Annotated in this window: 23 protein-coding genes; 6 read left to right on the top strand and 17 right to left on the bottom strand. The window is 43.1% G+C overall.

Going from position 1 to position 26708, the window contains the following annotated elements:
* The first annotated feature begins 47 nt into the window (after positions 1-47).
* From AC2A4J_RS09150 to AC2A4J_RS09140, 3 genes are all read left to right on the top strand, one after another.
* Positions 48-1529 (top strand): NAD-dependent succinate-semialdehyde dehydrogenase, encoded by a 1482-nt coding sequence (locus AC2A4J_RS09150; RefSeq protein ID WP_484175763.1) that lies wholly within the window; start codon positions 48-50, stop codon positions 1527-1529.
* Positions 1530-1546: 17 nt separating this feature from the next.
* Positions 1547-2539 carry a M14 family metallopeptidase gene (locus tag AC2A4J_RS09145; RefSeq protein WP_484175762.1) on the top strand — a complete coding sequence of 331 codons (993 nt, stop codon included), beginning with the start codon at positions 1547-1549 and terminating at the stop codon, positions 2537-2539.
* Positions 2540-2616: 77 nt separating this feature from the next.
* A complete protein-coding gene (locus AC2A4J_RS09140) occupies positions 2617-3942 on the top strand; it encodes an NAD(P)/FAD-dependent oxidoreductase (protein ID WP_484175761.1) in 1326 nt (441 codons plus the stop codon).
* A 144-nt stretch (positions 3943-4086) separates the two neighbouring features.
* Here AC2A4J_RS09140 and AC2A4J_RS09135 read toward each other — a convergent pair whose 3' ends face one another.
* The 8 genes from AC2A4J_RS09135 to AC2A4J_RS09100 all read right to left on the bottom strand — a co-directional run bounded on the left by AC2A4J_RS09135 (position 4087) and on the right by AC2A4J_RS09100 (position 13764).
* On the bottom strand, positions 4087-4485 hold the full coding sequence (locus AC2A4J_RS09135; protein ID WP_484175760.1) for a helix-turn-helix domain-containing protein: 399 nt from the start codon (positions 4483-4485) through the stop codon (positions 4087-4089).
* A 55-nt stretch (positions 4486-4540) separates the two neighbouring features.
* Complete coding sequence (locus AC2A4J_RS09130) at positions 4541-6379, bottom strand: ABC transporter ATP-binding protein (RefSeq protein WP_484175759.1); 1839 nt, start codon at positions 6377-6379, stop codon at positions 4541-4543.
* A gap of 11 nt (positions 6380-6390) precedes the next feature.
* Positions 6391-7260 (bottom strand): ABC transporter permease, encoded by an 870-nt coding sequence (locus AC2A4J_RS09125; RefSeq protein ID WP_484175758.1) that lies wholly within the window; start codon positions 7258-7260, stop codon positions 6391-6393.
* A complete protein-coding gene (locus AC2A4J_RS09120; RefSeq protein WP_484175757.1) occupies positions 7257-8210 on the bottom strand; it encodes an ABC transporter permease in 954 nt (317 codons plus the stop codon). Before AC2A4J_RS09120 ends, AC2A4J_RS09125 begins: the two co-directional genes overlap by 4 nt.
* Before the next feature lie 77 nt (positions 8211-8287).
* On the bottom strand, positions 8288-9898 hold the full coding sequence (locus AC2A4J_RS09115) for an ABC transporter substrate-binding protein (protein WP_484175756.1): 1611 nt from the start codon (positions 9896-9898) through the stop codon (positions 8288-8290).
* 150 nt (positions 9899-10048) lie between these two features.
* The gene (locus AC2A4J_RS09110) at positions 10049-11326 is read right to left on the bottom strand and encodes an NAD(P)/FAD-dependent oxidoreductase (RefSeq protein WP_484175755.1); all 1278 of its coding nucleotides are present in this window, start codon (positions 11324-11326) and stop codon (positions 10049-10051) included.
* Positions 11327-11362: 36 nt separating this feature from the next.
* The gene (locus AC2A4J_RS09105) at positions 11363-12031 is read right to left on the bottom strand and encodes a haloacid dehalogenase type II (protein WP_484175754.1); all 669 of its coding nucleotides are present in this window, start codon (positions 12029-12031) and stop codon (positions 11363-11365) included.
* A 254-nt stretch (positions 12032-12285) separates the two neighbouring features.
* Entirely contained in the window at positions 12286-13764 is a 1479-nt protein-coding gene (locus AC2A4J_RS09100) for an aldehyde dehydrogenase family protein (protein ID WP_484175753.1), read from the bottom strand.
* Between the two features lie 322 nt (positions 13765-14086).
* Between AC2A4J_RS09100 and AC2A4J_RS09095 the strand changes: the two genes are divergently transcribed.
* A complete protein-coding gene (locus AC2A4J_RS09095) occupies positions 14087-14965 on the top strand; it encodes a GNAT family N-acetyltransferase (RefSeq protein WP_484175752.1) in 879 nt (292 codons plus the stop codon).
* A 317-nt stretch (positions 14966-15282) separates the two neighbouring features.
* The gene (locus tag AC2A4J_RS09090) at positions 15283-16146 is read left to right on the top strand and encodes a GNAT family N-acetyltransferase (protein ID WP_484175751.1); all 864 of its coding nucleotides are present in this window, start codon (positions 15283-15285) and stop codon (positions 16144-16146) included.
* A 66-nt stretch (positions 16147-16212) separates the two neighbouring features.
* Here AC2A4J_RS09090 and AC2A4J_RS09085 read toward each other — a convergent pair whose 3' ends face one another.
* Entirely contained in the window at positions 16213-16986 is a 774-nt protein-coding gene (locus AC2A4J_RS09085; RefSeq protein ID WP_484175750.1) for a cupin domain-containing protein, read from the bottom strand.
* A 290-nt stretch (positions 16987-17276) separates the two neighbouring features.
* Between AC2A4J_RS09085 and AC2A4J_RS09080 the strand changes: the two genes are divergently transcribed.
* Entirely contained in the window at positions 17277-17693 is a 417-nt protein-coding gene (locus tag AC2A4J_RS09080; RefSeq protein ID WP_484175749.1) for a VF530 family protein, read from the top strand.
* Between the two features lie 97 nt (positions 17694-17790).
* Here the strand turns inward: AC2A4J_RS09080 and AC2A4J_RS09075 are convergent, their stop codons facing one another.
* From AC2A4J_RS09075 to AC2A4J_RS09040, 8 genes are all read right to left on the bottom strand, one after another.
* Positions 17791-18759, bottom strand: a complete 969-nt coding sequence (locus AC2A4J_RS09075; protein ID WP_484175748.1) for a calcium/sodium antiporter — start codon at positions 18757-18759, stop codon at positions 17791-17793.
* A gap of 149 nt (positions 18760-18908) precedes the next feature.
* Complete coding sequence (locus AC2A4J_RS09070; protein ID WP_484175747.1) at positions 18909-19616, bottom strand: FadR/GntR family transcriptional regulator; 708 nt, start codon at positions 19614-19616, stop codon at positions 18909-18911.
* 23 nt (positions 19617-19639) lie between these two features.
* A complete protein-coding gene (locus tag AC2A4J_RS09065) occupies positions 19640-20635 on the bottom strand; it encodes a four-carbon acid sugar kinase family protein (protein WP_484175746.1) in 996 nt (331 codons plus the stop codon).
* A gap of 54 nt (positions 20636-20689) precedes the next feature.
* Positions 20690-21370 carry an SDR family NAD(P)-dependent oxidoreductase gene (locus AC2A4J_RS09060; protein WP_484175745.1) on the bottom strand — a complete coding sequence of 227 codons (681 nt, stop codon included), beginning with the start codon at positions 21368-21370 and terminating at the stop codon, positions 20690-20692.
* Positions 21371-21398: 28 nt separating this feature from the next.
* Positions 21399-23021, bottom strand: a complete 1623-nt coding sequence (locus AC2A4J_RS09055) for an ABC transporter ATP-binding protein (RefSeq protein WP_484175744.1) — start codon at positions 23019-23021, stop codon at positions 21399-21401.
* A complete protein-coding gene (locus AC2A4J_RS09050; protein ID WP_484175743.1) occupies positions 23014-23952 on the bottom strand; it encodes an ABC transporter permease in 939 nt (312 codons plus the stop codon). The genes AC2A4J_RS09055 and AC2A4J_RS09050 overlap by 8 nt, the downstream gene beginning before the upstream one ends.
* 10 nt (positions 23953-23962) lie before the next feature.
* A complete protein-coding gene (locus AC2A4J_RS09045) occupies positions 23963-24877 on the bottom strand; it encodes an ABC transporter permease (protein ID WP_484175742.1) in 915 nt (304 codons plus the stop codon).
* 82 nt (positions 24878-24959) lie between these two features.
* The gene (locus tag AC2A4J_RS09040; RefSeq protein ID WP_484175741.1) at positions 24960-26474 is read right to left on the bottom strand and encodes an ABC transporter substrate-binding protein; all 1515 of its coding nucleotides are present in this window, start codon (positions 26472-26474) and stop codon (positions 24960-24962) included.
* Positions 26475-26708: the final 234 nt, after the last annotated feature.

Genomic DNA, 26708 nt, shown 5'->3' with positions numbered 1-26708 from the left:
AATAGTAACCATCTAAATAATCATTTTATTTGAAGGGCTGCGATTTCATGACTTTAACACTGACTCGATCTGATCTAATTCGTTCTGGTAATTTCATTAACGGACAATGGCAAACAAGCAAACAGAACGAACAATATCCTGTTAGCAACCCAGCAACCGATTCTGTATTCGCTCAAGCAGCAAACAGCACTGTCGATGATGCCAAACGCGCTACGGACGCAGCTTATGATGCGTTTGAAGGTTGGCGCACTCAGCCAGCGAAAGTCCGCTCCCAGTTCCTAATTCGCTGGCATAAATTGATTGTTGAGAATACTGAAGACTTAGCTCGTATCATGTCTTTTGAACAAGGCAAACCGCTTGCTGAAGCCCGTGGCGAGGTAGCTTATGGCGCCTCTTATGTCGATTGGTTTGCTGCAGAAGCCCTTCGTACCTACGGCGATATCATCCCCGAGGCGGTTCATGGCAAAAAACTTATGGTGGTTAAAGAGCCTGTCGGTGTCGTTGCCGCCATAACACCATGGAATTTTCCACTTGCCATGATTGCTCGTAAAATTGCTCCTGCACTGGCTGCTGGCTGTACTGTGGTTGCAAAGCCAGCAGAAGACACACCGCTAACTGCGCTTGCGCTCGCCGTTTTAGCAGAAGAAGCCGGCTTACCCCCTGGTGTTCTGAATGTCATCACCTCATCTCGCGACCGAGTACCTGATGTAGTAGGTGCTTGGTTAACCGACTCTCGAGTCCGGAAAATTACTTTCACAGGATCGACGGCTGTTGGTAAAACTCTGGCTAGGGAAGCCGCAGCGACACTCAAGCACCTTTCTTTAGAGCTGGGTGGAAATGCGCCTTTTATTGTCTTTGAAGATGCGGATTTAGACGCTGCTGTAGAAGGATTAATAGCCGCTAAATTTCGTAACGGCGGACAAACTTGCGTTTCCCCAAATCGAATTTATGTCCATGATAGTGTTTATGACGTGTTTGCAGACAAATTAACAGCACGTGTATCAGCCTTAAAAGTAGGTCCATGGAATCAAGATGACAGTCAAATCGGCCCAATGATTAACAGTAAGGCCATTGATAAAATTGAAAGCCATGTTCAAGATGCCCTTGAACATGGAGCGACTCTGCTAACAGGCGGTGCGCGCATTAAAAATACGATTGCCTGCGGCCCGAATTACTTTGCTCCCACGGTGATTACTAACGCCAATAATCAAATGAAACTAGCGCACGAAGAAACCTTTGGGCCTGTGGCGCCACTCTTTCGTTTCTCTAATGAGCAAGATGTCATTGATGCAGCCAATAACACACCATTTGGCTTAGCAGGGTATTTTTATTCAAATGACATCAAACGCGTTTGGCGCATATCGAGCAAAATGCAAACCGGTATTGTCGGCATCAATGAAGGGGCGATTGCCTCAGAGACTGCGCCTTTTGGTGGTGTAAAAGAATCGGGTTATGGACGCGAAGGATCTCGCTACGGCTTAGAGGATTACATGGATACGAAATACCTTTGCCAAGGCAACTTGGCTTAATACTGGAGAGCATGACCATGATGGAAAAAGATTCGACACCGAATAATGTATCTCTACCCGATTACCCAATCGAGATAGATTTCCCAGACATTACTCCTTACGAAAAAGGCAATGGCGACATCCCTTATCTATATCATTTTGATAGCGGCGCCCCAGGACCTCATGTGATGATTAACGCCATTACTCATGGTAATGAAGTGTGTGGTGCCATTGTTGTAAAAGAGCTCATCGATCTTGGTATTAAACCACGCAACGGTCGCCTAACTTTGGCTTTCGCCAATGTAGCTGCCTATTTAAGGTTCGACCCTACTTCTCCTGACGCATCACGATTTGTGGATCAAGACCTTAACCGCGTTTGGACAAGTGAAATCCTTGGCGATCTAAGTAAAGAGTCTTCAGAATTGCAACGCGCTCGTCAATTACAGCCAATCATCGACGAGGTCGACTTTCTATTGGATTTGCATTCAATGCATGAAAAGTGCCCACCACTGTGCGTATGCGGACCACTAGAAAAAGGCTTAGACCTTGCTCGTAAACAACAATCACCTGCTTGGGTTATTCGCGATGAAGGTCATCCTGAAGGCTGCCGTATGCGTGACTATGCAGAATTTGGTGATCCAAAAAGTCCCAAAAATGCCCTGCTAGTAGAGTGTGGCCAACACTGGGAAGCTTCCGCTGTTACCGTTGCTCGTGATGTTACAGCACGTTTCTTGGCGCTACACGGTATTATCCAAAACGAGGACCTGCCTTGTCATTGGTTCCAAGCACTTGAGCCTAAAATGAATATTGTTAAAGTCACTGAGCCGGTTGTCGCGACCAGTATGGACTTTCATTTTGTCGATAATTACACCGGCCTTGAAACCTTTTCTGATGCTGGCAGTGCCATCGCGTGGCGTGATGGCAAACAGGTCACAACGCCTTATGCAAATTGCGTTTTAGTGATGCCATCTGTTCGTCAACTGCGTCCAGGGGTCACAGTAGTGCGACTTGGCGAGCTACAAAGTTTGTAATAATCGACCAGCAGCAGTCCGAAAACACCACAATTTAGACACTGAAAAACAAAGTGATAACGGGTTAGGAGAACAAAATGCCAGCTCCATTAATGAGTATTTCATCGACACCAGAGCTACCTGAAAACGCCGATGCCGTTGTTATCGGCGGTGGAATAGTCGGTGTGTGCGCAGCGTATTTTATAGCGCGCCAAGGAATGAAAGTAGCACTGATTGAAAAAGGCCGAGTTGGCGCCGAGCAATCAAGCCGAAATTGGGGCTGGTGCCGTCAACAAAACCGTGATGCCCGTGAATTGCCACTTGCCACGAAAAGCCTCGACCTTTGGGAGGAAATCACTGCAGATATCAATGAAGACCTAGGGTTCCGTCGCTGTGGGCTTCTCTATTTATCTGATAATCAAGCCGAACTAGATGGTTGGGCCAAATGGCGTGATTTTGCTAAAGGTGAAGATGTCATCACACACATGCTGAGTGCAAGTGAAGCCGCCGAACGTGGAAAAGCAACGAACAAGCCATGGCTTGGTGGCGTATTCTCCCCTTCCGATGGTATTGCAGATCCCTCTAAAGCAGCCCCTCTCATTGCTAAAGGTGTATTAAAACATGGTGGAAGTATCCACCAGTTCTGCGCGGCGCGTGGTATTGAAACCCATGCTGGAAAAGTGTCTGGTGTTATCACAGAGAAAGGCGTTATTAAAACATCGCAAGTCGTTATGGCAGGTGGCGCATGGGCATCGTCTTTCTGTAAACAATTAGACATTCGATTCCCACAATCCGCTGTTCGCTCATCTATTCTTTCTGTCATGCCTGGAGCCATAAACATTCCAGATGCGATGCATACTTCTGATATATCGGTAACGAAGCGTGGAGATGGTGGCTATACGCTTGCTATCTCAGGTACAGCCAATGTAGATATCACTCCCCAACAATTGCGTTTTGCGACAGATTTTTTACCTATGTTTGCTAAACGTTGGAAAGTACTATCACCCGGCGGGTTACAGGCTTGGCTAGCGGGCCATGAAACAAGAACTAAATGGGCACTAGATAAGCCTACGCCGATGGAACGCAACCGCATACTAGACCCAAAGCCGTCACAAAAACTCATTGATAAAACGCTGTCTAATGCACGTCGCATGCTCCCAGAACTAGGGCATATACCAGTCCAAGCCGCTTGGGGAGGCTACATTGATAGCACACCAGATGGCGTACCTGTCATCGACCATGCAACAAACTTATCTGGATTTATGATCGCCGCTGGCTTTTCCGGTCATGGTTTTGGCATTGGGCCTGGTGCTGGCAAACTTATTGCCGAAATGATTGCTGGCAAAGAAACCTTTGTAGAACACAAACAATATCAACTTGCTCGATTACACAAAAGTGCATGGGGTAAAGTGTCTGAATTTTGAGCATCACGAAGCACTACACTGAATATCAAATGTAAAAGGCCCCATGACATTTAGTTGTCATGGGGCCTTTTACATGAGGATAAATAACAGCAAAAACATACAAAGCAAAAAGCCAAAATAAGGCTTAAAGATAATCATCTAAGCTTAACAAAAACGTCCTCTGTATTGACTAGGCGTAATGCCACATAGTCGCTTAAAGTGCTTTGCTAAGTGACTCTGATCAAAAAAACCTACCGCTCCAGCAATATCTGTAGGCCGCTCTCCTTGTTCAATTAAATACAAAGCATGGCGAATACGTACTCGACAAACATACTGATAGGGAGAAACACCAACAAACTGGCGAAACTGCTTAGCGAAACTAAACCGAGTTAGTCCCGCTAAAGCAGCCAGGCAATCAAGATTTATAGACTCCTTATAATGTTGTTCAATATAAGCTTTCGCTACAGCAATGGGATCTGGAGGTGCGGAATGACTCACAAATAAAGGAGCAGCCTCGATTCTTAGCCCTTGCTCACTAGCTAATATACCTCCTTGATTTTCCATCCTTCGCACCCCACTGATCTTCAATGTAAAAGACCCATCTTTAACCTGTATTGCTTTAAAAGCTTTCTGCCATAACATCGATAGGCTGGTTCTTTTGATAATGATCGCTCAACTCATCCTCAACAAACGCATGATGACAAAGTATTTGATTACCTTTTTTAAGTTTAATACGAGAAGGAATAATACGATTGCACTTACCCTCTTCACGGACTGAACATCGATCTAAAAAAGGACAAAGTTCAACTTCCGATTTAGCGGCACTAATCTCAGGTAATAGTTCATGATTGGCTTTCGTCGATTCAAGCCAGCCTTGCTGCATCTCTGGAACAGAATCGATCAATAATTTTGTATAAGGGTGATACGGTGGTCGCTGAAAAGATTCCCCTGCCCCCTGCTCGACTTTGAAGCCAGAGTAAAGAACAACGACTTCGTCACAGATGGCTTGAACCATACTGATATCATGGCTAATAAAAAGATAGGAAACATTAAGCTTCTTCCGTAGATCTGCCATTAATTCGAGAATGGCTGCACCAACCACCGTGTCTAATGCTGAAGTCACTTCATCGCACAAAATAATATCAGGCTCGGCAGCTAGCGCTCTGGCTAAATTAATTCTCTGCTTTTGCCCTCCTGATAATTCCGTCGGACGGCGCTTAGCAATACTTGCCGGCAAATGCACCAAACTGAGCAATTCCGAGACGCGATTATGTTGCTTCTTCCCTTTCATTCCATGATAAAAGCGTAGTGGCCGGGCAAGAATTTCTTCGACGGTATGCAGTGGATTCAATGCGGTATCAGCATTTTGAAAAACATATTGAACGCGCCTTAGTTGCTCGCGTGTACGGTTTGAAGTGGACGCATCTAGAGGCAGACCATCAAGATAGACATTTCCGGCACTTGATTGAACTAAGCCAACAATGGTTCTTGCTAACGTGGTCTTACCTGAACCCGATTCCCCAATGACACCCACCGTTGCCCCACGACGGATTTTCAAATCAATATCCTGGAGTACTTTCTTACCACCAAAACATACCTCTAAATCACGCACTTCTAATAATGGAGTGTCCGTATCGAGATCCATTGTTTTTTGCTCGACTGTATCTTGACGAGTATCGGGCTTCATAGCCGACAATAGACTCTGCGTATACTCATGTTGAGGAGCTTCTAAAATATCTTTCGTTACATTATTTTCTTGAATTTCACCGTTTTTGAGCACCACTATACGATCGGCCATTTGCGCGACAACGGCCAAATCATGGGAGACATAAACCGCTGTCGTATTTCGCTCGCGTACGACTTTTTTAAAGGCTCTCAATACTTCGATTTGCGTTGTCACATCGAGTGCTGTCGTTGGCTCATCTAATATAACCAAGGCTGGGTCAGTGATTAGCGCCATAGCTGCCATCAAACGTTGCAGCTGTCCACCTGATACCTGATGAGGATATCGCTCCCCAATGCTTTCAGGGTTAGGCAAAGCCAGCTCGCCGAACAAGCCAATCGCTTTTTCTTGTGCTTCTTTACGGCTGCAGGTTTTGTGAATCATGGCACTTTCAATGACCTGATCCATAATGGTTTTCGACGGATTAAACGCGGCCGCCGCACTTTGTGCGATATATGACACAGTGCGACCTCGGACTTTCGTCAATTGCGCTGCAGACAATTTCAGTACGTCTACCCCAGCAACTTGCACAGAACCACCCACGATATGACAACCACTGCGAGCATAACCCATTAAAGATAAGGCAATAGTCGTTTTACCAGAGCCAGACTCACCAATTAAGGCCAGCACTTCACCTTTTTGCAAACTGAAATCAGCATCGTGTACGATAGGAATTTCCACTCCACCCGAGCGTACGGCAACACGCAAGCCACTCACTTTTACAAGTTCTGTCATCTTTGTTCTCCTTAATGCTGTGCCGACTTACTGCCAATACTGTCGATCAGTAAATTCACGCCGATTGTCAAAGATGCAATGGCAATAGCGGGTGCAATCACGGCCGGTGCCCCCGCCCCCAAACCTGAAATATTCTCACGAACTAAAGACCCCCAATCTGCATCGGGTGGCTGAACCCCTAGTCCTAAAAAGCTCATGGAGCTCAATAGCAGCACAATAAATACGAAGCGCAGACCAAAATCGGTTAATACTGGTCGAAACATATTAGGTAGAACTTCTTTGAAAATGATATAGGGCATAGACTCACCTCGAAGGCGCGCCACTTGCACATAATCCAACGTCATTACATTGACCGCTAAAGAACGCGCAATACGAAAGCTCCCCGGCATGTAAGCAATGGCAGCCATGATAATTAGTAATGGCACAGAAGAACCAAACGATGCCACCATAATCAAAGCGAACATTTTGCTGGGAATAGAAATCAAGGCGTCTTGAGCTCGGCTAATCGCCGCATCTGTCCAACCTGATGCGGCCGCAGCAACAAGCCCCGAAACAACACCAGCAGTACAAGCCGCAACGGTGGCGGCCAAAGCAACACCAATGGTATAAGGCGTGCCATTTAAAACTCGGCTAAAAATATCTCGCCCTAGGTAATCTGTTCCCATCCAGTATTCAGCACTCACAGGACCAAAAACGTCGTAGCTCACAAAGTCATTGGCACCATAAGGCGCCACCATTGGACCTAATACAGCCATAACCAACCAAAAAGCAATTAAGGCACCACCTACCACACCACCAACAGAGCGAATATGTAAGCGAGAGAAAAAAGAGGCATTATGACCAGAGACGGTCGGTGCGACAGAAGACGTTTTCATACTCATTTTCGTAACCTCGGATTAGATACAATCTCACATATGTCAGCCATTAAAACTAAAATGAGATAACCAAAACAAAACAACATGGCACAACCTTGAACTAAGGGCATATCCCTTGTACTTACAGCATTGAGCATTAATGTTGCGATACCAGGGTAATTAAAAATTGACTCAACTATGATCACGCCTCCCAGCAAATACGATAGACTCAATGCAATTGCATTGGCGATCGGGCCAAGTGCGTTAGGCAATACGTGAATGAGTATAATACGAATAGGACTAGCACCTTTTAACAATGCCATCTCTACATAAGGGGAGCTCAATTGATCGATGACAGCTGCTCGCGTCATTCGAGCCATTTGCGCCACAAGCACACTACACAGAGTTAAGACCGGCATAGCGTACACTTTAAGCGTCTCACCGAAAGTATTGGCGCTTTCAATATGCGATAGCGCCGACAACCAACCAAGCTTTACGGCAAAAATTAATACTGCAATGGTCGCGATTAAAAATTCAGGAACAGAGACAGCAAACACAGCCAACATATTGCTATAACGGTCAAACTTAGAACCGCGGTACATCGCAGAAAAAATACCAATGGACAAAGCGACAGGCACAGACACAATAGTCGCAAACGCTGCCAAACTTAACGTATTAGGCAAGCGACTCCATATTAACTGCATGATCGACATACCGTTTACCATGGAATTGCCAGCATCCCCTACCAGTAAGCCGCCAAGCCAATGGATATAACGGGTATAAATGGGTAGATCTAACCCTAACTGAGACCTAAGCGCGGCTAAATTTTCGGGGGTAGCAGACTGACCTAGTAATGCTTGAGCGGCATCACCTGGTAGTAAATTAGTGATGATAAAAATCACCAAAGAAACAATCCATAGGGTCAATACACCCAACCCTATTCGATTAATAATAAGCCGTGAAATAGTTTGATTCATGGTTCACCTATTGGGGATAAAGCGCTGTGGAACACAAAACATCCACAACGCTGACATTATTAACAAGGAAATGTGGCTTACGCTTCAAGCCAAACTTTTTCTGCAAACATGTAACCCATAAAACCACCAAGAGGATGAGGTTTATAACCACCTAATTTGCTATTACAAGCATCGTTGATACTACTGAATGTAGGAATACCAATACCACAATGATCATGAACTAGAACCTGCATGTCGCCATACATCTGCTTACGCTTGCTTTCATTCATTTCGCCCCGAGCAGCAATTAATAACTGATCGAATTGTTCATTTTTCCAACCAGACTCATTCCAGTTTGCGGTAGATTGATAAAACAAACTAAAGATCAAATCGGCCGTTGGACGCGGGTTAATATTTGCAAACCCTAACGAGTCTTTCATCCAATGGTTAGACCAATAACCATCAGCCGGCACTCGTTTAATATCCAATTTCAGTCCCGCTTGCTGAGCTGATAATTGAACTAATTGAGCCATTTCAACCGAATTATCAGCCGCAGATGAAGCTACCATAGGGAAACTTTTCCCTAATACTCCCGCTTTTTTGAAATGATATTTGGCTTTTTCTGGGTCGTATTCGCGCTGTGCTAATCCACTCGCATAATAGCGGTGACCTTTCGGTATTGGTTGGTCATTAGCAATTGTGCCAAAGCCACGGCAGGCAATATTTAAAATTTGCTGACGATTTAAAATTGATTTCATTCCCATAACAAAATCAGGGTTTTGCACTGGACCAAGCTGATCTCGCATCACCAAATTGGTATAGCCACCAGAATCAGATTGTATAACTCGTGCTAACGGACTAGCCATTAACGTACTAATAGAACGTGGATTCACCGAATTAATGAGATGAACATCACCTGACAACAGCGCATTGACACGAGCTGGCTCATCTGGAATAGAGAAAAGTTCGACTTCATCTAAATAAGGCAGTCCTTTTTTCCAATAGTCTGGATTGCGTGTACCAATAGAACGGATGCCTGGCTGAAACTCTTTGCAAATAAACGGTCCTGTGCCATTTGCTTTATTAAAATCTGTGGTTCCATCACGCACAATAAGGAAATGAGACACCGCTAGAATCGCAGGTAAATCGGCATTTTTTGTCTCTAATTTAATGTGAACTTCGTCCACGCCCACAGCCTTAATGTCAACCATTTGCTTGGCAACAGTTTCAACCTTTGAACTGGTTTTAGGGTCTTTATGGCGATTTAAGCTGTACACAACATCGGCCGAAGTAAACGGTTTTCCATCATGAAAATTGATACCTTTACGCAGTTTAATAACCCAATTTTGAGCATCTTGAGTATCAAAAGATTCGGCCAACACCATTTGTGGAGCTAGGCTTTCATCTAACACAGTTAGACCGTTATAAAACATATATTGGCGAGTATAGTCAGTTGAACCTGATCCTTTTGCAGGATCGAGAGTATCGGCCGTGGAGCCTGATTGACTGGCCACTTTCAACTTACCGCCGCGTATTCCTTGCGCTTCTTCAGCCAATGCTAAAGAAGACCCTGGCACCAAAACACCGGAGCCAGCCGCAACCATTCCACTCGTCATCATGCCACGTAGAACTTGACGTCGGGAAACGCCCTGCGTAATTAAATTTGAACTCTTTTGATCCTCCAACGAACGTGTTTTGTCATCTTTCATTTTATGGTTCCTTTTATGAGTTTTGTCTTTTGTGTGTCGCTTTTATAAATTTATTTATTGTTTTGTATAAAGGCCGAGTAACTACCTTTAAAAGCCGCTTCAGACTAAAAGATACAAGTCGGCCTTACAGCTCTAAGTCTGTTCCTGTTGTTAGTGAATAAAGTCTTGAAAACGGTAATAAGCACCTACAAAAGGTAGGAACCAAGGCTTACCGAAGTGACCAGGGACAGGCGGCCAATCAAGCTCTCGCCATGGGTTTGCCATCTCGTTACCCATCATAACCTGAGCCATTACCTTGCCCATGTGCGTTGACATTTGAACACCGTGTCCGCTGTAACCGAGAGAGTAATACATGCCATCGTTCTGACCCGCTCTAGGAAGGCGATCTGCTGTCATATCAACCATCCCTCCCCAACAATAATCAATACGAACCCGGCTAAGTTCTGGGAACACCTCTGCCATTGACGCTCGTAAAATATGGCCACTCTTTTCATCTGAACGAGAATTCGACATCGCAAAGCGCGCACGACCACCAAATAACAAACGATTATCCGGTGTCACTCGAAAGTAATTACCGATATTTTTGGAGGTCACATAACTGCGTCTTTCGATCAAAAGACGTGACAATAAGTCAGGCGACAACGGTTCAGTAACAACGATAAAACTACCTACCGAGACCAAACGTCGACGAAAATAACTAAAAGGTCCTTTTGCCGAACTGCCAGTCGCCAAAAAAACTTTATCAGCAACAACTGTTCCACGGCTGCAGGTAACTTGATAACGGTCACCAGCAAGTCGATCAATCCCAGTCACTGCAGCCGATTCATAAAGCGTCGCGCCATACTTTACCGCTGCTTCTGCCAAACCTAACCCAAATTTCCCCATGTGCATTTGAGCACTGGTAGTTTGCAATATACCGCCATAAAATTGGCCGGACCCTAGCTCGTCACGTACTTGATCCGCGTTAAGCATGACCACGTTAGGGTCAACCTCGTTGACCAATATCTCATGAGCACGGGATAACTTATCGTAATGCGCAGGCTTAGCCGCTAATTTGAGGCGACCATTACGGGTGAAATCACAGTCAATGCCTTCTTCAGTGACAAACTGCGCCACAGTATCTACCGCAGCCATATAAGAGTGATAAAACGCACGCGCTTTATCCGTTCCTATACGCTGCGCAAGTGATGCATAATCATGAGCTAAACCTGCATTACACTGCCCACCGTTACGACCTGATGCCTCACCGATCATACGATCAGCTTCAAACAAAACCACCGACAGACCTTGCTTGGCAAGTTCAATAGCTGCTGATAACCCTGTGAATCCACCACCAACAATCGCCACATCGTAATGACCTGATGCGGAGCCTTGAGCACCTTTTGTAAAACCGGGCATTGTGTCGAGCCAATAGGATTCTAGCTTCATGATAATTCCTTCTAACGATACCTTTGGAGTGACAGATTAAACGCCCAGCAAATCCGCTAGACCACTTAAATCACTCACTTCGTGATATCCGTAGAAAGGAGTGGAAGGTTCATGACCACGGTTAACAAACACCTTATTTTCGATCCCCATGTCGTGAGCGGACATTAGGTCATAACGTAAACTAGAAGATACGTGCAGTATATCTTCTGGACCACAGCCCAGTTTATCCAGCATGTATTCAAAACCTTTTAGATGTGGCTTATAAGCTTGCACTTGCTCAGCCGTGAATACAGCATGAAAAGGCGCGCCTAATTTCTCAATGTTGTGAGGAATTTGCTCATCCATAGCATTGGTCAAACCCACCAACTTAAATTTCGTTGCCAAACGCGCCAATGCTTCAGGCACATCAGGATGAGGACCCCAAGTTGGTACCGCGTTATAAAAAGTCATGCCTTCGTTGTCACGATATTCTATCCCCCAGCGTTTGCAGGTACGTTTAACAGCATTACAAACCACTTGGTCATAAGGTTTCCAATCACCGAGAACCTCATCTAAGCGATATGCCGCAAAGTCTTTTACGAACTGATCCATATCTTTCTCTTCGATACGGTCTGCAAAGATACGACGTGCAGTAGGTCCCATTTGGAAATAAACTAAAGTGCCATAGCAATCGAACGTAATGTACTTTGGATTCAGGGTAGACATGTTTTTTCTCCATTTAGCCATTTGGTAAGTTGTATTTTTGATACCATCAAAAACAACCATCCATTAAAGATTTTTAAATTTCGTTGTATGAAAAATACTCGATGAATTTATTACACCATTAAAACAAAGCCTGTTTGGCTCGATTTCGTTTTGCTGCAACGCATTTTCAGCGGAATTGCCCCCTTATCTCGGCACAATCTACTGCATCAAAACAGAATGTCGTTAACAGGCAGCTTTTGATGTAATAAGTAGAATCACTCTTCATCACCTGTAAAATCGATCAATACGCTTTTGGTTTTTTGATTCGCTTCATAGGCAAAACGCCCCAGATCTTTGCCAATACCTGAACTTTTAAAGCCTCCGGTTGGAATAGCAAAATCCCAACTACGCCCATAACGATTGACCCAGACTGTGCCTGCCTCCAATTCATTGACCATTTTCATTGCGCGGTTTAAGTCAGCTGTATGAACTCCTGCAGATAATCCATAAGAAGGGTGAGAGGCTAATTGCAACGCATCATCATCGGTCTCAAAAGTTTCCACGCACAAGACAGGACCAAATATCTCGTCCCGAACCCCTTCCATGCTCATGTCTACATCGGTCAAGATCGTCGGCGTATAAAATGCTCTGCTGTCCTCATTTAAAGGGCACCCACCTGCCAAAACCTTACCGCCCTGCTGAACCGTACGTTTTACGATGCCGTCAATACGATCCAATTCTCGCGATGAAATAATCGGTGACATGCTTGTCTCATTTTGCCAAGTGGGACCTGACACCATTTCAGAAAAAATGTCTGAAATGCGAGCTACCAGCTGATCAGCAATACCCTTTTGCACCAAGAGACGAGAACCTGCCACGCACACTTGGCCCGCATTGGTGGTAATCGCACCAGCAATTCGTCCCGCTACTTTGTCAATATTTTTAATATCGTCGAATACCAATTGCGGGCTCTTTCCACCTAATTCGAGCGTGACGGGTTTTGTACCTGTTTGCGCACAGGCCGTCATAATAAGAGCACCAGTCTTGGTCGACCCAGTAAAGGTGACTTTTGAAATGCGTGGATGACGACAAATGGCATCACCAACACGACCATCACCTTGTACTACATTAAAAATACCAGGAGGAATACCGGCTTCTATAGCCAACTCGGCTAAACGAACAACACTGAATGGGGTCATCTCTGAAGGTTTTAATACAACCGCATTTCCTGCTGCCATGGCTGGTGCAATTTTCCAAGACGCCATCACCAAAGGGAAATTCCAAGGCGCAATCGCGCCAATCACACCATATGGCTCAGTGATCGTCATACCCAAACTACCATTCGCTGTCGGGATCACCTCACCACCACACTTATCTGCATACTCTGCAAAAAAGCGAATTCCCTCTGCGCAGAATGGAATATCCCATTGCGTCGCGGCTGCAATAGGACGAGTAGAGCCAACTGCCTCTAGGGGCGCAAGTACATCCACATCCGCTTCAATTAGGTCTGCCCAGCGCTTCATCGCTTTTGCTCTATCGCGCGGTGATCGAGTCGCCCAATCACTTTGTTTAAAAGCCTGCCATGAATTTTCTACGGCACGATCAACCAAATCAAAATCCGCAACCGAAATAGCGGCATAAGCCTGACCATCCGATGGCCGAATAACGTCCATTTTCTCACCACTATTTACGGACTTTCCGCCAATAAAATGGCTATTAGGAACCAGTACGTCCACTGGATTAAAAGATGTCATATATTTACCTTCTTCTCTCTTACATAGGAATTAAGCAGACTTACTTGGAACAAACTCAGTCATCGAAAACATATAATTCGCTGCTTTATCTATTTTAAGCGCGTAGAAGAAGCTTTTTATGCCGTTAAAAAGTCAGAGGACGATATAAAGCTACCTTTATGACAAGATGATCAAGTCATTGATGCTGAATCATCAATTCAAACCTATAGCCTTGATATAACAGAACTAATGGGCAAGAACGTCCTAGTATTTAACGCCACGCAATGACAAACTAAGATTTGTATTTACGATTCGCAGTCTTTGTAAAATAGGGGTAGTGCACGTGCCTAGCGAAACATCCAAGAGATTAGAAACATACGAACTCACCATTAGAGACATGACGCTTGACGATATAGATAAGCTTCATGAGCTTTCAATAACCGTGCAATGGCCACATCGACCTAAAGATTGGCGTATGTTATTAAAACTGGGGGAAGGAGTTGTCGGCTGCGATCCAATTGGACGAATCGTCGCTTCTGGCATGTGGTTTCCAATAGGTGATCATTGCGCCACAATCGGTATGGTTATTACCTCCCCTCGCTTACAGGCATTAGGTGGTGGGCGCTGGATAATGAAGCACATTATGGCTCAATGTGAAGGTCGTGAGATACTATTAACCTCGACTCGAGCAGGGTACCGTCTCTATCAATCCCTCGAATTTCAAACTATCGCCCCTGTTTTTCAGCATCAAGGCATAGCTATAACGGTTGACCTATCGAGTCTTTCGATTAAAGAAGGTATTCGAGAAATGACAATGGATGATAAAGAAAGCATCCTTCAACTCGATAAAAGTGCTTTTGGTGCAAATAGAGGCAATATAATTGAAGCGGTGTTAGAAAAGTCACAAGGTTTCGTCTTAGAGCAAGATGGTCGCATTATTGGTTTGGCATTGTGCCGGAAATTTGGTCGTGGTCACGTTATTGGGCCTGTTATTGCACAAAACTTTGCGCAAGCTATGTCGTTGATTACGCCTCATATCAACAAACATACAGGGCACTTTTTGCGCATAGATACCACGGAACAAGACAACACATTTAAAGACTTTTTGAACAAAGCCGGTATGAATGAATTTGATACTGTTACCTCGATGAGAAGTCCATCGTTCAACAAACTAGATAGCGAATTTCACAGCTTTGCCTTAGTCAGCCATACTCTAGCCTAAGTCAAAGTGCGCTTTTCTTAGGCTGTTGTGAGCAACTTACTTCACATTAATGATGTTTTTTTGTACTTATACCTAACCACGCTCCGTCATCAAAGTATGCATGGCAGAATTTTTGACTAAATCGCCTTCCATCATATGCTCTCCCGAAACTATATTATGCCGTAATGAAATTCATTTTCAGTAGATTTATAGCGTCTACAACACCAGTATCGGTGCTTACTACCGAATTTCATCCCAAGCCAATTTTATGGCAAGAACATCCTAGTATTTCCACATACCACACGACAAAATATCTTTTATATTTAAAGGAGACAATCATGACTGCGACTAAAACCCCACTACCCATTGCATACCGCTCCATGACGGAAACAGACATAGATACTGCCTACTCACTTTCTCAAGCAGTAAAATGGCCACATCGTATCGAAGACTGGGAATTGATGTATAACCTCGGCACAGGTTTTGTTGCTGATCTTGATGGCCAACCTATTGGCACTATTTTATGCTGGGATCATGGTGAAAGTTATTCATCACTTGGTCTGGTAATCGTTTCTCCTGATAAACAAGGGAACGGCATTGGACGAAAACTAATGAATCAAATATTAGACGAGATTGGAGAGCAAAAAAATGTACTCTTATTCGCCACGCCATCCGGACAACCACTTTATGAAAGCTTTGGTTTCAAAGCATCTGGCACTGTCTATCAGCACCAAGCCATCATTCAGAATACAACGGCTATTGAAGCAAGCGTGACTGAAGGTTTGCGAACAATTACTCAAGCAGACTATACCACTATCGCAAAATTAGCCGAAACATCCTGTGGTCTTGCACGAGCAACAACACTGAATGAAATACTAAAATCTGCTTCTGGCATCGTTATAGAAACACAAGGTGAAATTACAGGCTTTGCACTGATACGTGAATTTGGTCGTGGTTATGCTATAGGGCCGGTTATCGCATCATCACAGGAACAAGCCAAAGTCATGATTCAATGTTTGATCAATAATCAAGTTGGTGATTTTGTACGCATCGACATACCAGAAAGCAGCGAGCTAAGCCCTTGGCTAGCAGAAATTGGCTTACCTCAAGTGGATACAGTCGTTGAAATGGTACGCGGCGAAATACCGCAAAGAGACAAGGGAATGCGTCAATACGCATTAATTAGCCAAGCTCTAGGTTAGGCGTTTTGACAGATAAAAAGGGCGACTCGCTACTAGCAAGTCGCCCTTTTTATCATATCATTCAGTCTAGTTAGGTCTAAAAATCGCATAGACTTTTTTAACGTACTCAAGGCTTTCCCAGCTGCATTGCGCCCCTTGCTCGACCAAAAACACATCACCTTTAACAAACGTGCCTTTTCGGCCTAACTCATCCACAAATGTCACACTACCATCGAGTAAATACATAAATTCATAGTGTTTATATTTCATTGCGATACGATGATAAGGAGTGGAATCCCAGCTACCACAGACGAACTGGTTATCGGCAGACAAATAGTCTGTGTGATTACGACAGCTTGGCGTAGGACCCACCAATAGCTCCACGAGCGGAGTGCCAGAAGACTCAAGCGCAGCGTCGGTATCTATTGATACTATCTTATTATCACTTAGCGTACTTTGCTTGTAACGCATATAAATTACTGTCGTTGTTTCATCACATCCCCATGAAAAAGAACAACCATGCAACAACACTAAACTGGATGATTTGTCTAAAGTCATTGGCTCATCTTGAATCAATGTTAACTTTCCTTTAATGATAAAAATAAACTCATCTGCTGCTAGCGAAGTAACAGCCCCGCTCCCTGGCAATAACTGAATAACACCGATTTCAACTGGCCCTTCTGGTAAAGGCAACATTCTTCGTTGCCTTAAGAATGGATCCTGATCAAGGTTACTAACCAATACACTTGTATCAAACGGTTCTTCAGCAAACCCTTTAAGATCAACAAACGAAGGGACGGAACCCGAGTCAACAAGAGACGCTTGCTCTGATATTGAATTTAGAAAAGTAGCCTGAGACATAAAAACCTCTAGATGATTAAATACCAACAAAAGTATAAACATCCAGAGAAAACGATAATCGTGGTTTCCTAACTCAAGACCAACCACATTCGCTTTTTTAGTAAATAAAACAGCATAATGTGATGAAGCATGCTCTACTCAAAAACCTAAAAACTCGTCTCACAGTCTCTGAAAATTAAGCATGTAAACGCTACTTAATTCCCTCTTTACTATATTGTCTAGGCTGTCACAGGTATGATGGCACACAATGAAATATTTTAGACTTTTCGACTTATTACCGGACACTTTTTATGAACGACGAGATCAACTACGAAAACAATCCACTACACGGCCTAGGGTTACAAGAACTGCTCACCCAACTAGTTGATCACTACGGTTTTGAGATCCTATACGCTTACCTGAACATCAACTGCTTCAACACTAACCCTAGTATTGAATCCAGTGTAAAATTTCTCAAAAAAACGGAATGGGCACGGGAAAAGGTAGAAGTTTTCTATCTATATAAATTTAAAAACTTACCCCGAGTATCCTCTGAGCAGTTCGAACTGCCACCGCGAAAGCGTATCATTCCAGAAGGCCAAACACCCCGCGAACCAGCAGAATTGAGTTTTGAAGATGCGGAGCGAGTACGAGAAAAGCAGGCAAAGAAAGCCGCAGAGCATGGTAAGACAAAAAGATATGGAAAAGGTAAGCCTGATAGATATTAGTAAACATTATCTGGCTAGTACTCCCCTTGTCAGGGTCTCGACTCCCTTGCGACTTTCTTTATAAGAGGAGTTACCGCGTTTAATTTGAAAGTATTTTTTATAAAACACTAACATAAAGATAAAAACCATATACAAAATAAACAACTAATAACAAACCGCCCTCAATACGATTAATACGACGGCGCCCTAAAACACCATAACCTAAAACAAAAAGAGACAAGGTTAGTGCAAACATAACAACCCAGTCACGATATAATACAAAACTTTCAACTTGCATTGGATGAATTGCTCCAGCTAAGCCAATAACGACAAGCGTATTGAATAAGTTAGAGCCAATCACATTACCAATAGCAAGATCATGTTCATTTTTTCTTACCGCACTTATTGAAGCTGCAAGTTCTGGCAACGATGTTCCTAAAGCGATTATAGTCAAACCAATAACAAGGTCACTAACATTAAAAAACTCAGCAACATTAACTGCTCCCCATACTAAAAAGCGAGAACTAATCGTTAATAATATCAGTCCAATAACCACCCATAGAATAGCCTTTAAAATCGTCATCTCTTTTTCAGCCAATTCAGCTTCGATTTCAGCGGTATATTCATCATCTTTCGATTTTTTTAATGCTTGATAAATAGCAAAGCCAATTATTAGAAAAAAAACCACAAGCATTAACCAACCATCGAGCCGTGATATTTCAAGATCAATCATCAAATATCCAACGACAAGTGTGGCAACGACTAAAAGTGGTAACTCTTTTTTTAACACTTGAGAATGAACAGCTATTGGACTTAACACTGCAGTAAAACCAAGAATTAAAGCCACGTTAGCAATATTCGAGCCGAAGCCATTACCTAAAGCCAGTCCTGGATTCCCTTGCCATGAAGCTAATCCAGAGACGACTATTTCAGGTGCTGATGTGCCAAACCCAATGACCAACATACCGATCAAAAGTGGTGGCATACCATAATGACGAGCCATTACCGCTGCACCATCTACAAACCTATCAGCACTCCATAACAACACGACTAATCCAATGCAAATTGCTAAAACAGATAACAGCATAATTCAACCTTTCATAAAAATATCTAAAGAAAAAAACTCATAAAACCAACTATAGAAACACGAAAACTCGAATTTTGAGCAAAAAAACCCTAAGCCATTTTAAAAATGACTTACCGTATAATTAATAAAGAATGGGGTATTAACGTTTTTTATTCGTCAAATAATCGACCGCGAGAACCTGTGATATGTTTTTCCATCAATAAAAAAGCATCTTCTTTATTTTTTGCTTTTATTGCTTGGTATATTTTTTCATGCTCAGAAAAAACATCATCTAACCCACCCATAGATTGCTTTAATGAAATACCATGGTATTTCATACCGACCGCGATGTGATCTTTTAACGATTCCATAGCAGTTTGAAAATATGGATTGCCAGATGCTCGAGCAATAGATAAATGAAAATCATAGTCTGCATCCGCTCTATGGCGACGCTGAGTCGTTGCATCTTTTAACAAAGTTAACGCTTTCTCTATCGCTTTAAGGTCAGCATCAGTTCGCCTTTCTGCGGCTGCTTGAGCACAAGCAGGCTCTAAAACCTCTCGAAACTCATAACACTTGCGTAAATCAGACAAATTTTCCACAGGACTAAAACCAAGAGGATCTTTAATGCCATTTTGGCGAACAAAGCTACCTACCCCTTGACGAGAATAAATCAAATTTTGATCACGTAACTTTTTTAATGCCTCCCGAACAATAGGTCTCGAAACTTCAAATTCTGCAGCCAGATCGGTTTCTGTCGGCAGACGTTCATCAGATGCATAAGAACCAGATTTGATCGCTCGATACATTTGATTAAAAACCATGTCAGAAAGAGATTTACGCTCTACTCGAGTCTCTTTTGTATTGCGCTTTAGCATATTTTTCTAATTCACCTAAAAAGTCATCTATTACCAGTAACAATATTAAAAAGAGAGGATGAGTCACCAAAACCACCGGATTTAGTGACAATTCGCCATCCATTAGCATGGGATACCGGAATACCTGAAAGCAACTCCCCTTCCAGAAACAGAACAGTGACACCCAACTCAGATAATACAGCTTCAGCGGTTGCACCGCCTGACAAAACAATGTTCTCACATTTTTCAGCGATCGGCCTAAAACTATGGGCAAGATTCTTGCTAACTTGATCCTTAGTCATTTTCAAACCTGGTGTAGCTTGCAACAATATAACGGATTTATTAGAGTAGCTTCCCTCAAAAATCCCAGATGGTGCCTCAATATGATCGACTAATTTAGCTGGGAGCTGATAAACCTGATCAAGAGTAATGGGGTCTGTTGATCCGATTACTATGCCAATTGAGCCATGTAACTTGGATGGCTCTGAAGGTGTAATTCCCAGTTTACGAGCTAATGCAAAAGCCAAACCTCGTGCTCCGACCAAAATCGCATTTTCAGGCGCCTGTTCCAAAGCAAGATCCAATTGTTCATCTGAATGACAGTCGGGAATGACAGCTAGATCTGCATGGTGCTCTAAGGCTCCTTTAATATTTATAGGATATTCCACACCAAAACCAATAACGCATCCAGATTCAACATAACGACCAAATGAAGGTAGCGCAGGCGCCACCAGCAAGGAACGCTTTGGCAAGGCGCTCAGCTCTGCAACAATATTTCCTTTCATTCGAGAATCAATTTTTTTGAAGATAACTCTATCTTGATAATTATCAATAACGTCCTGTACACGATGAAATGCCTCTTCCGGTGACACTTCTCTTGATTGAGTAGAAACAGCGACTACGTCTGCTTTACTATTTAATGCTGAATCCAGTGAATCAAGAGAAATTGCAACGACCACCAGAGTCGTAGCCGAACAAAAAGCGGCGGCACCATCTAACGCGCCAGTTAAATCATCAGCAATGATTAAAATTTTTTTCATTATCTTCTGCGTCACCTTATACAACCTCTTTACTGAATGAGCTCTTCTTTGCTGCTATAAAGAAGACCCAGCGCACACTATAAGCTGTTGACCGGTCATCGCCGCAGCAGCGTCGGACAATAAAAAAGCCACCGTACCAGCAATCTCTTCAGGCTTTACATACCGACCAAACGGTGGCAAAACAGGTGCACTACCCACACGCTTTGGGTCATGCAACATGGGTGTATCAGTTGCGGCTGGCGAAATAACGTTCACAGTTATAGCTCGATTAGCAAGTTCAGCCGCTATTGAACGAGAAAAGCCGATATAAGCTGATTTAGAAGCAGCATATAAACTTTTATTTGCCGCACCGGACGACACTCGACTACCAATCAATACAATACGGCCGCCATCTTCCATCCGAGGCGCAAGGCTTTGGACGATTGCAGCAGCAGCGTTAACGTGAACCTGCCACATCATAGCGCCGTCTTCTAAATTCATTTGGTCATAAGAACCAACTCGCAATAAACCCGCGGCATGAATAATTGCATCCACTTGCCCAATGCCTTGCAAAACACTGGAGAGAACTTCTATTTCACCAAGGTCTGCAGCTAAGTGAGTGAAGTCATTACCAAGTCCTTCGGGTCGACGACGGCTAATTCCAATAACAGCCCAACCTATCGATAATAGGTGATCTGTAATATGAAAACCTATTCCGGAGCTACATCCAGTTACAACCGCAACTTTGTTTCTCATTTCAGTATTCTCGCTCTAAAATATCCATCTATGAAGCCGCCAAAACTATACGTTCAGCTCTTCTTAAAGATTGTACTCTTGGGTCTGGATCCAATGACGCTTTCAATAAAGCCTGAGTGTAAGGTTGCTGAGGATTTTCGAAGATCTGTCGAACAGTACCTATCTCAACTATTTTCCCAAGTTGCATAACGACCACACGATCAGCAAAATCTTTCACTACAGGTAAATCATGAGCGATAAAAATAAAGCTAATTTTCAATTCTTTCTGTAGGTTTGCAAGTAGATCAATAACTTGAGCTTGAATAGAAACATCCAGCGCTGACACAGCCTCATCGCATACAATAATTTTTGGCTCTACCGCCAGCGCTCTAGCAATCGCGATACGCTGCCTTTGACCGCCTGAAAACTGATGAGGGTAACGATGTCGATGCTCAGCACATAAACCTACCTGCTCCAAGAGTCCAATAACACGCTCTTCCCACTTCTTTTTAGGTAAGATTTCTGGATGAATAACCCATGGTTCGGAGATAATTTGAAATATTGACATGCGTGGGTTTAACGACTGAGAAGGATCCTGAAATACCATCTGAATATCACGTCTAATACTTTTCATTTCTTTTTTAGACATGGTGAAAATATCTTTTCCCATGTAAATCGCACGACCACCAGAAGCCTCTTCCAACCCCATTAAAAGTTTTGCTGTTGTCGATTTCCCTGAGCCACTTTCCCCTACAATGGCAATAGACTCACCTTCCAACAAGTCAAAACTCACCGAATCTAAAGCCTTACACCCATCATATTCTTTCGATATATTCTGTATTTTTAAAATTGACTTAGCAGATATGTCACTAGCACTCATTACCCCATTACCTGGAGCAGCTGAAATAAGTTTTTTCGTGTACGCATGCTGAGGAGAATGATAAACCTGATCAACACAACCAGCCTCCACAACGCAACCGTTATTCATTACAACAACTCGATCCGCAATATCTGCAACTACCCCCAAGTCATGAGTGATAATCAGCAAGCCCATTCCGGTTTCTTTACGTAAGATCTCCAATAACTCTAAAATCTGTGCTTGAACGGTGACATCCAAGGCGGTTGTTGGTTCATCTGCAATAAGTACATCAGGGCGCAAAGCCAACGCCATTGCAATCATTAAACGCTGACGCTGCCCTCCGGAAAACTGATGTGGGTATTTTTTAACTGATTGCTCAGGCATTGGCATACCCACTTTTTTGAGCAGCTCTATCGTTTTGCTCTTTGCTTCTTCCTTTGCTGTCCCATGAATAATCATAGCCTCTTCAATTTGCCATCCCACCGTATAAACGGGGTTTAAATGACCTAAAGGATCTTGGAATATCATAGCAATTCGTTTGCCATTGATTTGACGGCGAACCTCTGGGCTTGCTTTTAGCAAATCTTGTCCATCGAACAATATTTCACCACTAACAATTTCTGCTGGCGGCATATCCAACAGATCCATGATAGTAGAAGCCGATACTGATTTACCTGAGCCACTTTCACCAAGAATAGCCAAGACCTCACCTCGATCGAGGTACCAACTCACATTTTTAACTGCGTCTACCGGTCCTTTCGCCGTATGAAAAGTGACTGATAAGTCCTTAACTTCTAATAAATGATTACCCATTTTTTTTGCCTCCTATTTCTAGACGCCAGCGCTGTTGAGGGTCTAAAACGACACGCAGCCAATTAGACAAAAGGTTCAAACTTAATGTTGTCAAAACAATGGCTAAGCCAGGCCAAAATGATAGCCACCACGCGGTCATTAAGTATGGGCGGCCTTGAGATACCATTAATCCCCACGTAATTTCAGGTGCCTGAATACCAATACCAAGAAAAGACAAAGCACTCTCAGCAAGCATGACAAATCCGAAATCCAATGTAGCAATCGTCATAATAGTGGGAAAAATGACAGGTAACATGTGGCGGAAAATGATCCGTAAATCTGAAGCACCAATGACCTTCGCAGCTTGAACAAACATACGCTCACGAACTTCAAGTATTTCTGCTCGAGTCGTTCGTAGGTACAACGGGATCCTTGTAATAGCCAGCACAATGATAATGTTAGAAACCGATGGATCCAGCATATACAATACAATCACAGCCAAAAGTAAGGACGGAAAAGACATAATGACATCTGCTAACCTAGGAATAATTTGCCCTAAGCGTCCGCGTGAGTAACCAGATATCAAACCAAGTGTTGCACCTACAACCATGGAAATAAGCACTGCTCCGGCAGCAACCATCATGGTATTTTGAGCTGCTACTATAATTCTTGCTAATAAAGGTCGACCTAGTTGATCTCCACCCAAAAAATATAACCAGTCTTTCGCTAGATCAAAAGGAATCGAGTTTCTTCCTCTGAGGTTTTGACGAGTCGCCTCATATTCCAATAAAGCTGGACCAATCAAAGCACAAATTAATACCCCTAATAAAAATATGACGGCAAAAAAAGCGAATTTATCTGCCCAGAGCAATTTGATTGGGCACATTAATCGTGTGCTATAAGGCTCTGCACTATTAGATGTTTTTTTCATAAAAGAAATAGAGTTAAACATATCATTCGCCTCAATAACGTATGCGCGGATCGAGCAACGCGTAGAGTAAATCAATAATTAAGTTCATGATAAAAATTGCAAAAGCAGTGACAACTACTGCCGCAATGACCACAGCGAAATCACGCTGAAGAATACTATCAATCATTAACTTTCCGACACCCGGAAAACCAAAAATGGTTTCTACTATCACTGCACCGTTTAACATGCCCGCAGCCTGATCACCAATAACAGTAATGACAGGCAAAAGTGCATTTCGAAGAGCATGAACAAAAATAATAGTCTTAGCTTTTACACCTTTCGCTTTTGCTGTTTTTACATAAGCAGAACTTAAAGCATTAATCATTGAGCTACGGACAACCTGAACGATTAACCCAAATGGACGAATAAATAAGATGGCAACAGGAAGCACCCAATGCAAAAAAGTGCCAGTTCCTGAGGTTGGTAACCACCCCAATTGAACAGAAAAAACGACTATTGCAACAATTGCAACCCAAAACTCTGGTACAGAAGAACCAATGAGCGAGAAAAAAGTAGCAAAGCGATCAAATATTTTACCAACATTGAAGGCAGCAAGAGAGCCGAACACAATAGCTGCAACAGAAACAATTGCGATCGTAATCAAGGCTAGCTGTAACGTCCACTGAAATGCAGCCACAACAACATCCAAAGCAGGCTGAGCACGACGAATAGACTCGCCAAAATCCAGCACAGCCAAATTCTTTAAATATTCAAAAAATTGAACCATCAACGGTTGATCTAAGCCATGTAGAGCCCTGAACTGACTCCTAGACTCAAGACTAGCATCCAGAGGCAAATACAAATCAGTAGGGTCTCCCGTTAACCGGGATAAAAAGAATACAGCTACGACTAAAAAAGCCAAAGAAATCAAAGAGGACAAAGCTCTTTTTATTATAAACCTTTCCATATTACATCCACTAAGCAGTGTTATGAAAATCCACACTGACGCACCCAATCGTGCATGCGTCAGGCCCAATCAACTTCAATAATTATCTGAAGCTGATCTGTTCAAGTGGTAATTCAGAGTTAGTAGTAATATTTGGCTCGTAATTCAAACGTTTTGAAACACGGGAGAATCCAACCATATGAAATAAGAAAACATCCGCAACCAAATCATTATGAACTTTAGCAAAGACAGGCTTCCATAATTTAGCTCGCTCTGAGCCACTTGCTGCTGCCGCTTTTGCAATCATGGCATCTAAATTTTTGTCGCATAGACCTGATTGACCACCGTCGCAAGTATATTTCCAAACCATAGAGAATACTGGGTCACCGCGGCTATTATCATGCTGCGCCATCACCATACGAGGGCCACGATCTTCCGCAAATGGCTTTGAATAAAAACCAATCCATTCAGCAACTTCATGCATTTCAAGCTTAACGTTCAAACCAACGTCGTTAAACATTTGCGTCAATGCTTCGTTAATTTCAGTTGCATGAGGGAAGTTATTTGTACGGCCGATCAAGGTAATTTGTCTATCGACATCAACACCATCAGCTTTAGCCTCTTTTACAAGACGACGAGCTTCTTCTGGGTCAAATGGCCAAGGTTTCAAATCACGGTTCCAACCTAAAGTTGAAGGCGGTACTATATGCGTTGCGATGACTGCTTTTTCTGGCACCAACGTTCCCAAAAAAGCTTCTCGGTCAATCGCTAAGTTTAGCGCTTTGCGAACACGTACATCCCCCAATGGAGCAACAAATTGGTCAATACGCAAATATGTCGTTTCTGAATTCAAATAAGCAAAATCTGTTTCTGCATTGTTAACCAACTCTTCAGACATTTGAGGCACAATATCAGCCTCCCCCGTTTCAACCATAGCAGCCCGAACTGCATCATCGGAACGGAACAAATAAGTCGCTTTAGTCACTTCTGGCATTTTTCCCCAGTAATCATCACGACGCTTAAGAACAATGCTTTGACCAACATTCCATTCAGATAAAACATAAGCCCCAGTACCGATTGGCTTACGAGTAAATTCGATAGGCGTTTCTTCTGGGACAATAGTTAAAGCAGATAAAAGAAGTGGCAGGATAGGTTGCGCAGGCTCAGCCGTGAAATCAACAGTGTAGTCATCTACTATGTTCGCGGTTAAATCCATATTACCGAAATAACGAGCCTTCAACTCACAAGAAAGTTTATCTGATAAAGTACGATCAAGAGAATGCTTCACATCCGCCGCATTAAAACTTGTACCATCCGAAAAAGTCACTCCTTTACGAAGGTTAAAGCGCCATTTACCATCACCAAGGTCTTCCCAAGATGTCGCCAAACGCGGCTCCAAAGTACCATACCCAGGATTAACCGTTGCCAATGTTTCAGACACATTCTGAAGTATTACACGACCAATATTTGATTGAGAGGCCATACAGGGCTCTACAAGCTCCAGCTCTTCATTCAACACAATTTTTATATCTGTATTTGCTGCGTGAGCATATCCAGCCATCATGGTTGCAATCGAGACAGTACCCGTCACTAGCAGAGATGTTGTTATTTTTTTCATCTTATTCTCCTACTGTTCCCCCCCCTAATGCCTGCATAAGAGGAGATTGACATGTACCCCCAGAACTCTGGGGCTACCTAAACTTTACTCGGCCTTCAAAATAGAATGGCATCAAGTGGTAAAAAAGCTACAGATAGCAACTTAAGTTGTCAATTATATTTTTTAAATAAAAAATAAAGTTGAAAAAATATATTAATAATCAAATAAAAAACAACAACTTAAAATAAATATTAA

It is taken from the genome of Marinomonas sp. ATLA20, assembly GCF_057180105.1.
The sequence above is the reverse complement of the archived record's forward strand: the minus strand, read 5'-3'. Positions and strand labels throughout refer to the sequence as shown.

Coding starts and splice junctions, on each gene's coding strand:
- AC2A4J_RS09115 (WP_484175756.1), bottom strand. CDS start 9,898: ATGAAAGATGACAAAACACGTTCGTTGGAGGATCAAAAGAGTTCAAAT.
- AC2A4J_RS09080 (WP_484175749.1), top strand. CDS start 17,277: ATGAACGACGAGATCAACTACGAAAACAATCCACTACACGGCCTAGGG.
- AC2A4J_RS09145 (WP_484175762.1), top strand. CDS start 1,547: ATGATGGAAAAAGATTCGACACCGAATAATGTATCTCTACCCGATTAC.
- AC2A4J_RS09140 (WP_484175761.1), top strand. CDS start 2,617: ATGCCAGCTCCATTAATGAGTATTTCATCGACACCAGAGCTACCTGAA.
- AC2A4J_RS09040 (WP_484175741.1), bottom strand. CDS start 26,474: ATGAAAAAAATAACAACATCTCTGCTAGTGACGGGTACTGTCTCGATT.
- AC2A4J_RS09125 (WP_484175758.1), bottom strand. CDS start 7,260: ATGAGTATGAAAACGTCTTCTGTCGCACCGACCGTCTCTGGTCATAAT.
- AC2A4J_RS09075 (WP_484175748.1), bottom strand. CDS start 18,759: ATGCTGTTATCTGTTTTAGCAATTTGCATTGGATTAGTCGTGTTGTTA.
- AC2A4J_RS09120 (WP_484175757.1), bottom strand. CDS start 8,210: ATGAATCAAACTATTTCACGGCTTATTATTAATCGAATAGGGTTGGGT.
- AC2A4J_RS09085 (WP_484175750.1), bottom strand. CDS start 16,986: ATGTCTCAGGCTACTTTTCTAAATTCAATATCAGAGCAAGCGTCTCTT.
- AC2A4J_RS09070 (WP_484175747.1), bottom strand. CDS start 19,616: ATGCTAAAGCGCAATACAAAAGAGACTCGAGTAGAGCGTAAATCTCTT.
- AC2A4J_RS09150 (WP_484175763.1), top strand. CDS start 48: ATGACTTTAACACTGACTCGATCTGATCTAATTCGTTCTGGTAATTTC.
- AC2A4J_RS09065 (WP_484175746.1), bottom strand. CDS start 20,635: ATGAAAAAAATTTTAATCATTGCTGATGATTTAACTGGCGCGTTAGAT.
- AC2A4J_RS09090 (WP_484175751.1), top strand. CDS start 15,283: ATGACTGCGACTAAAACCCCACTACCCATTGCATACCGCTCCATGACG.
- AC2A4J_RS09110 (WP_484175755.1), bottom strand. CDS start 11,326: ATGAAGCTAGAATCCTATTGGCTCGACACAATGCCCGGTTTTACAAAA.
- AC2A4J_RS09045 (WP_484175742.1), bottom strand. CDS start 24,877: ATGGAAAGGTTTATAATAAAAAGAGCTTTGTCCTCTTTGATTTCTTTG.
- AC2A4J_RS09060 (WP_484175745.1), bottom strand. CDS start 21,370: ATGAGAAACAAAGTTGCGGTTGTAACTGGATGTAGCTCCGGAATAGGT.
- AC2A4J_RS09050 (WP_484175743.1), bottom strand. CDS start 23,952: ATGTTTAACTCTATTTCTTTTATGAAAAAAACATCTAATAGTGCAGAG.
- AC2A4J_RS09105 (WP_484175754.1), bottom strand. CDS start 12,031: ATGTCTACCCTGAATCCAAAGTACATTACGTTCGATTGCTATGGCACT.
- AC2A4J_RS09055 (WP_484175744.1), bottom strand. CDS start 23,021: ATGGGTAATCATTTATTAGAAGTTAAGGACTTATCAGTCACTTTTCAT.
- AC2A4J_RS09130 (WP_484175759.1), bottom strand. CDS start 6,379: ATGACAGAACTTGTAAAAGTGAGTGGCTTGCGTGTTGCCGTACGCTCG.
- AC2A4J_RS09100 (WP_484175753.1), bottom strand. CDS start 13,764: ATGACATCTTTTAATCCAGTGGACGTACTGGTTCCTAATAGCCATTTT.
- AC2A4J_RS09135 (WP_484175760.1), bottom strand. CDS start 4,485: ATGGAAAATCAAGGAGGTATATTAGCTAGTGAGCAAGGGCTAAGAATC.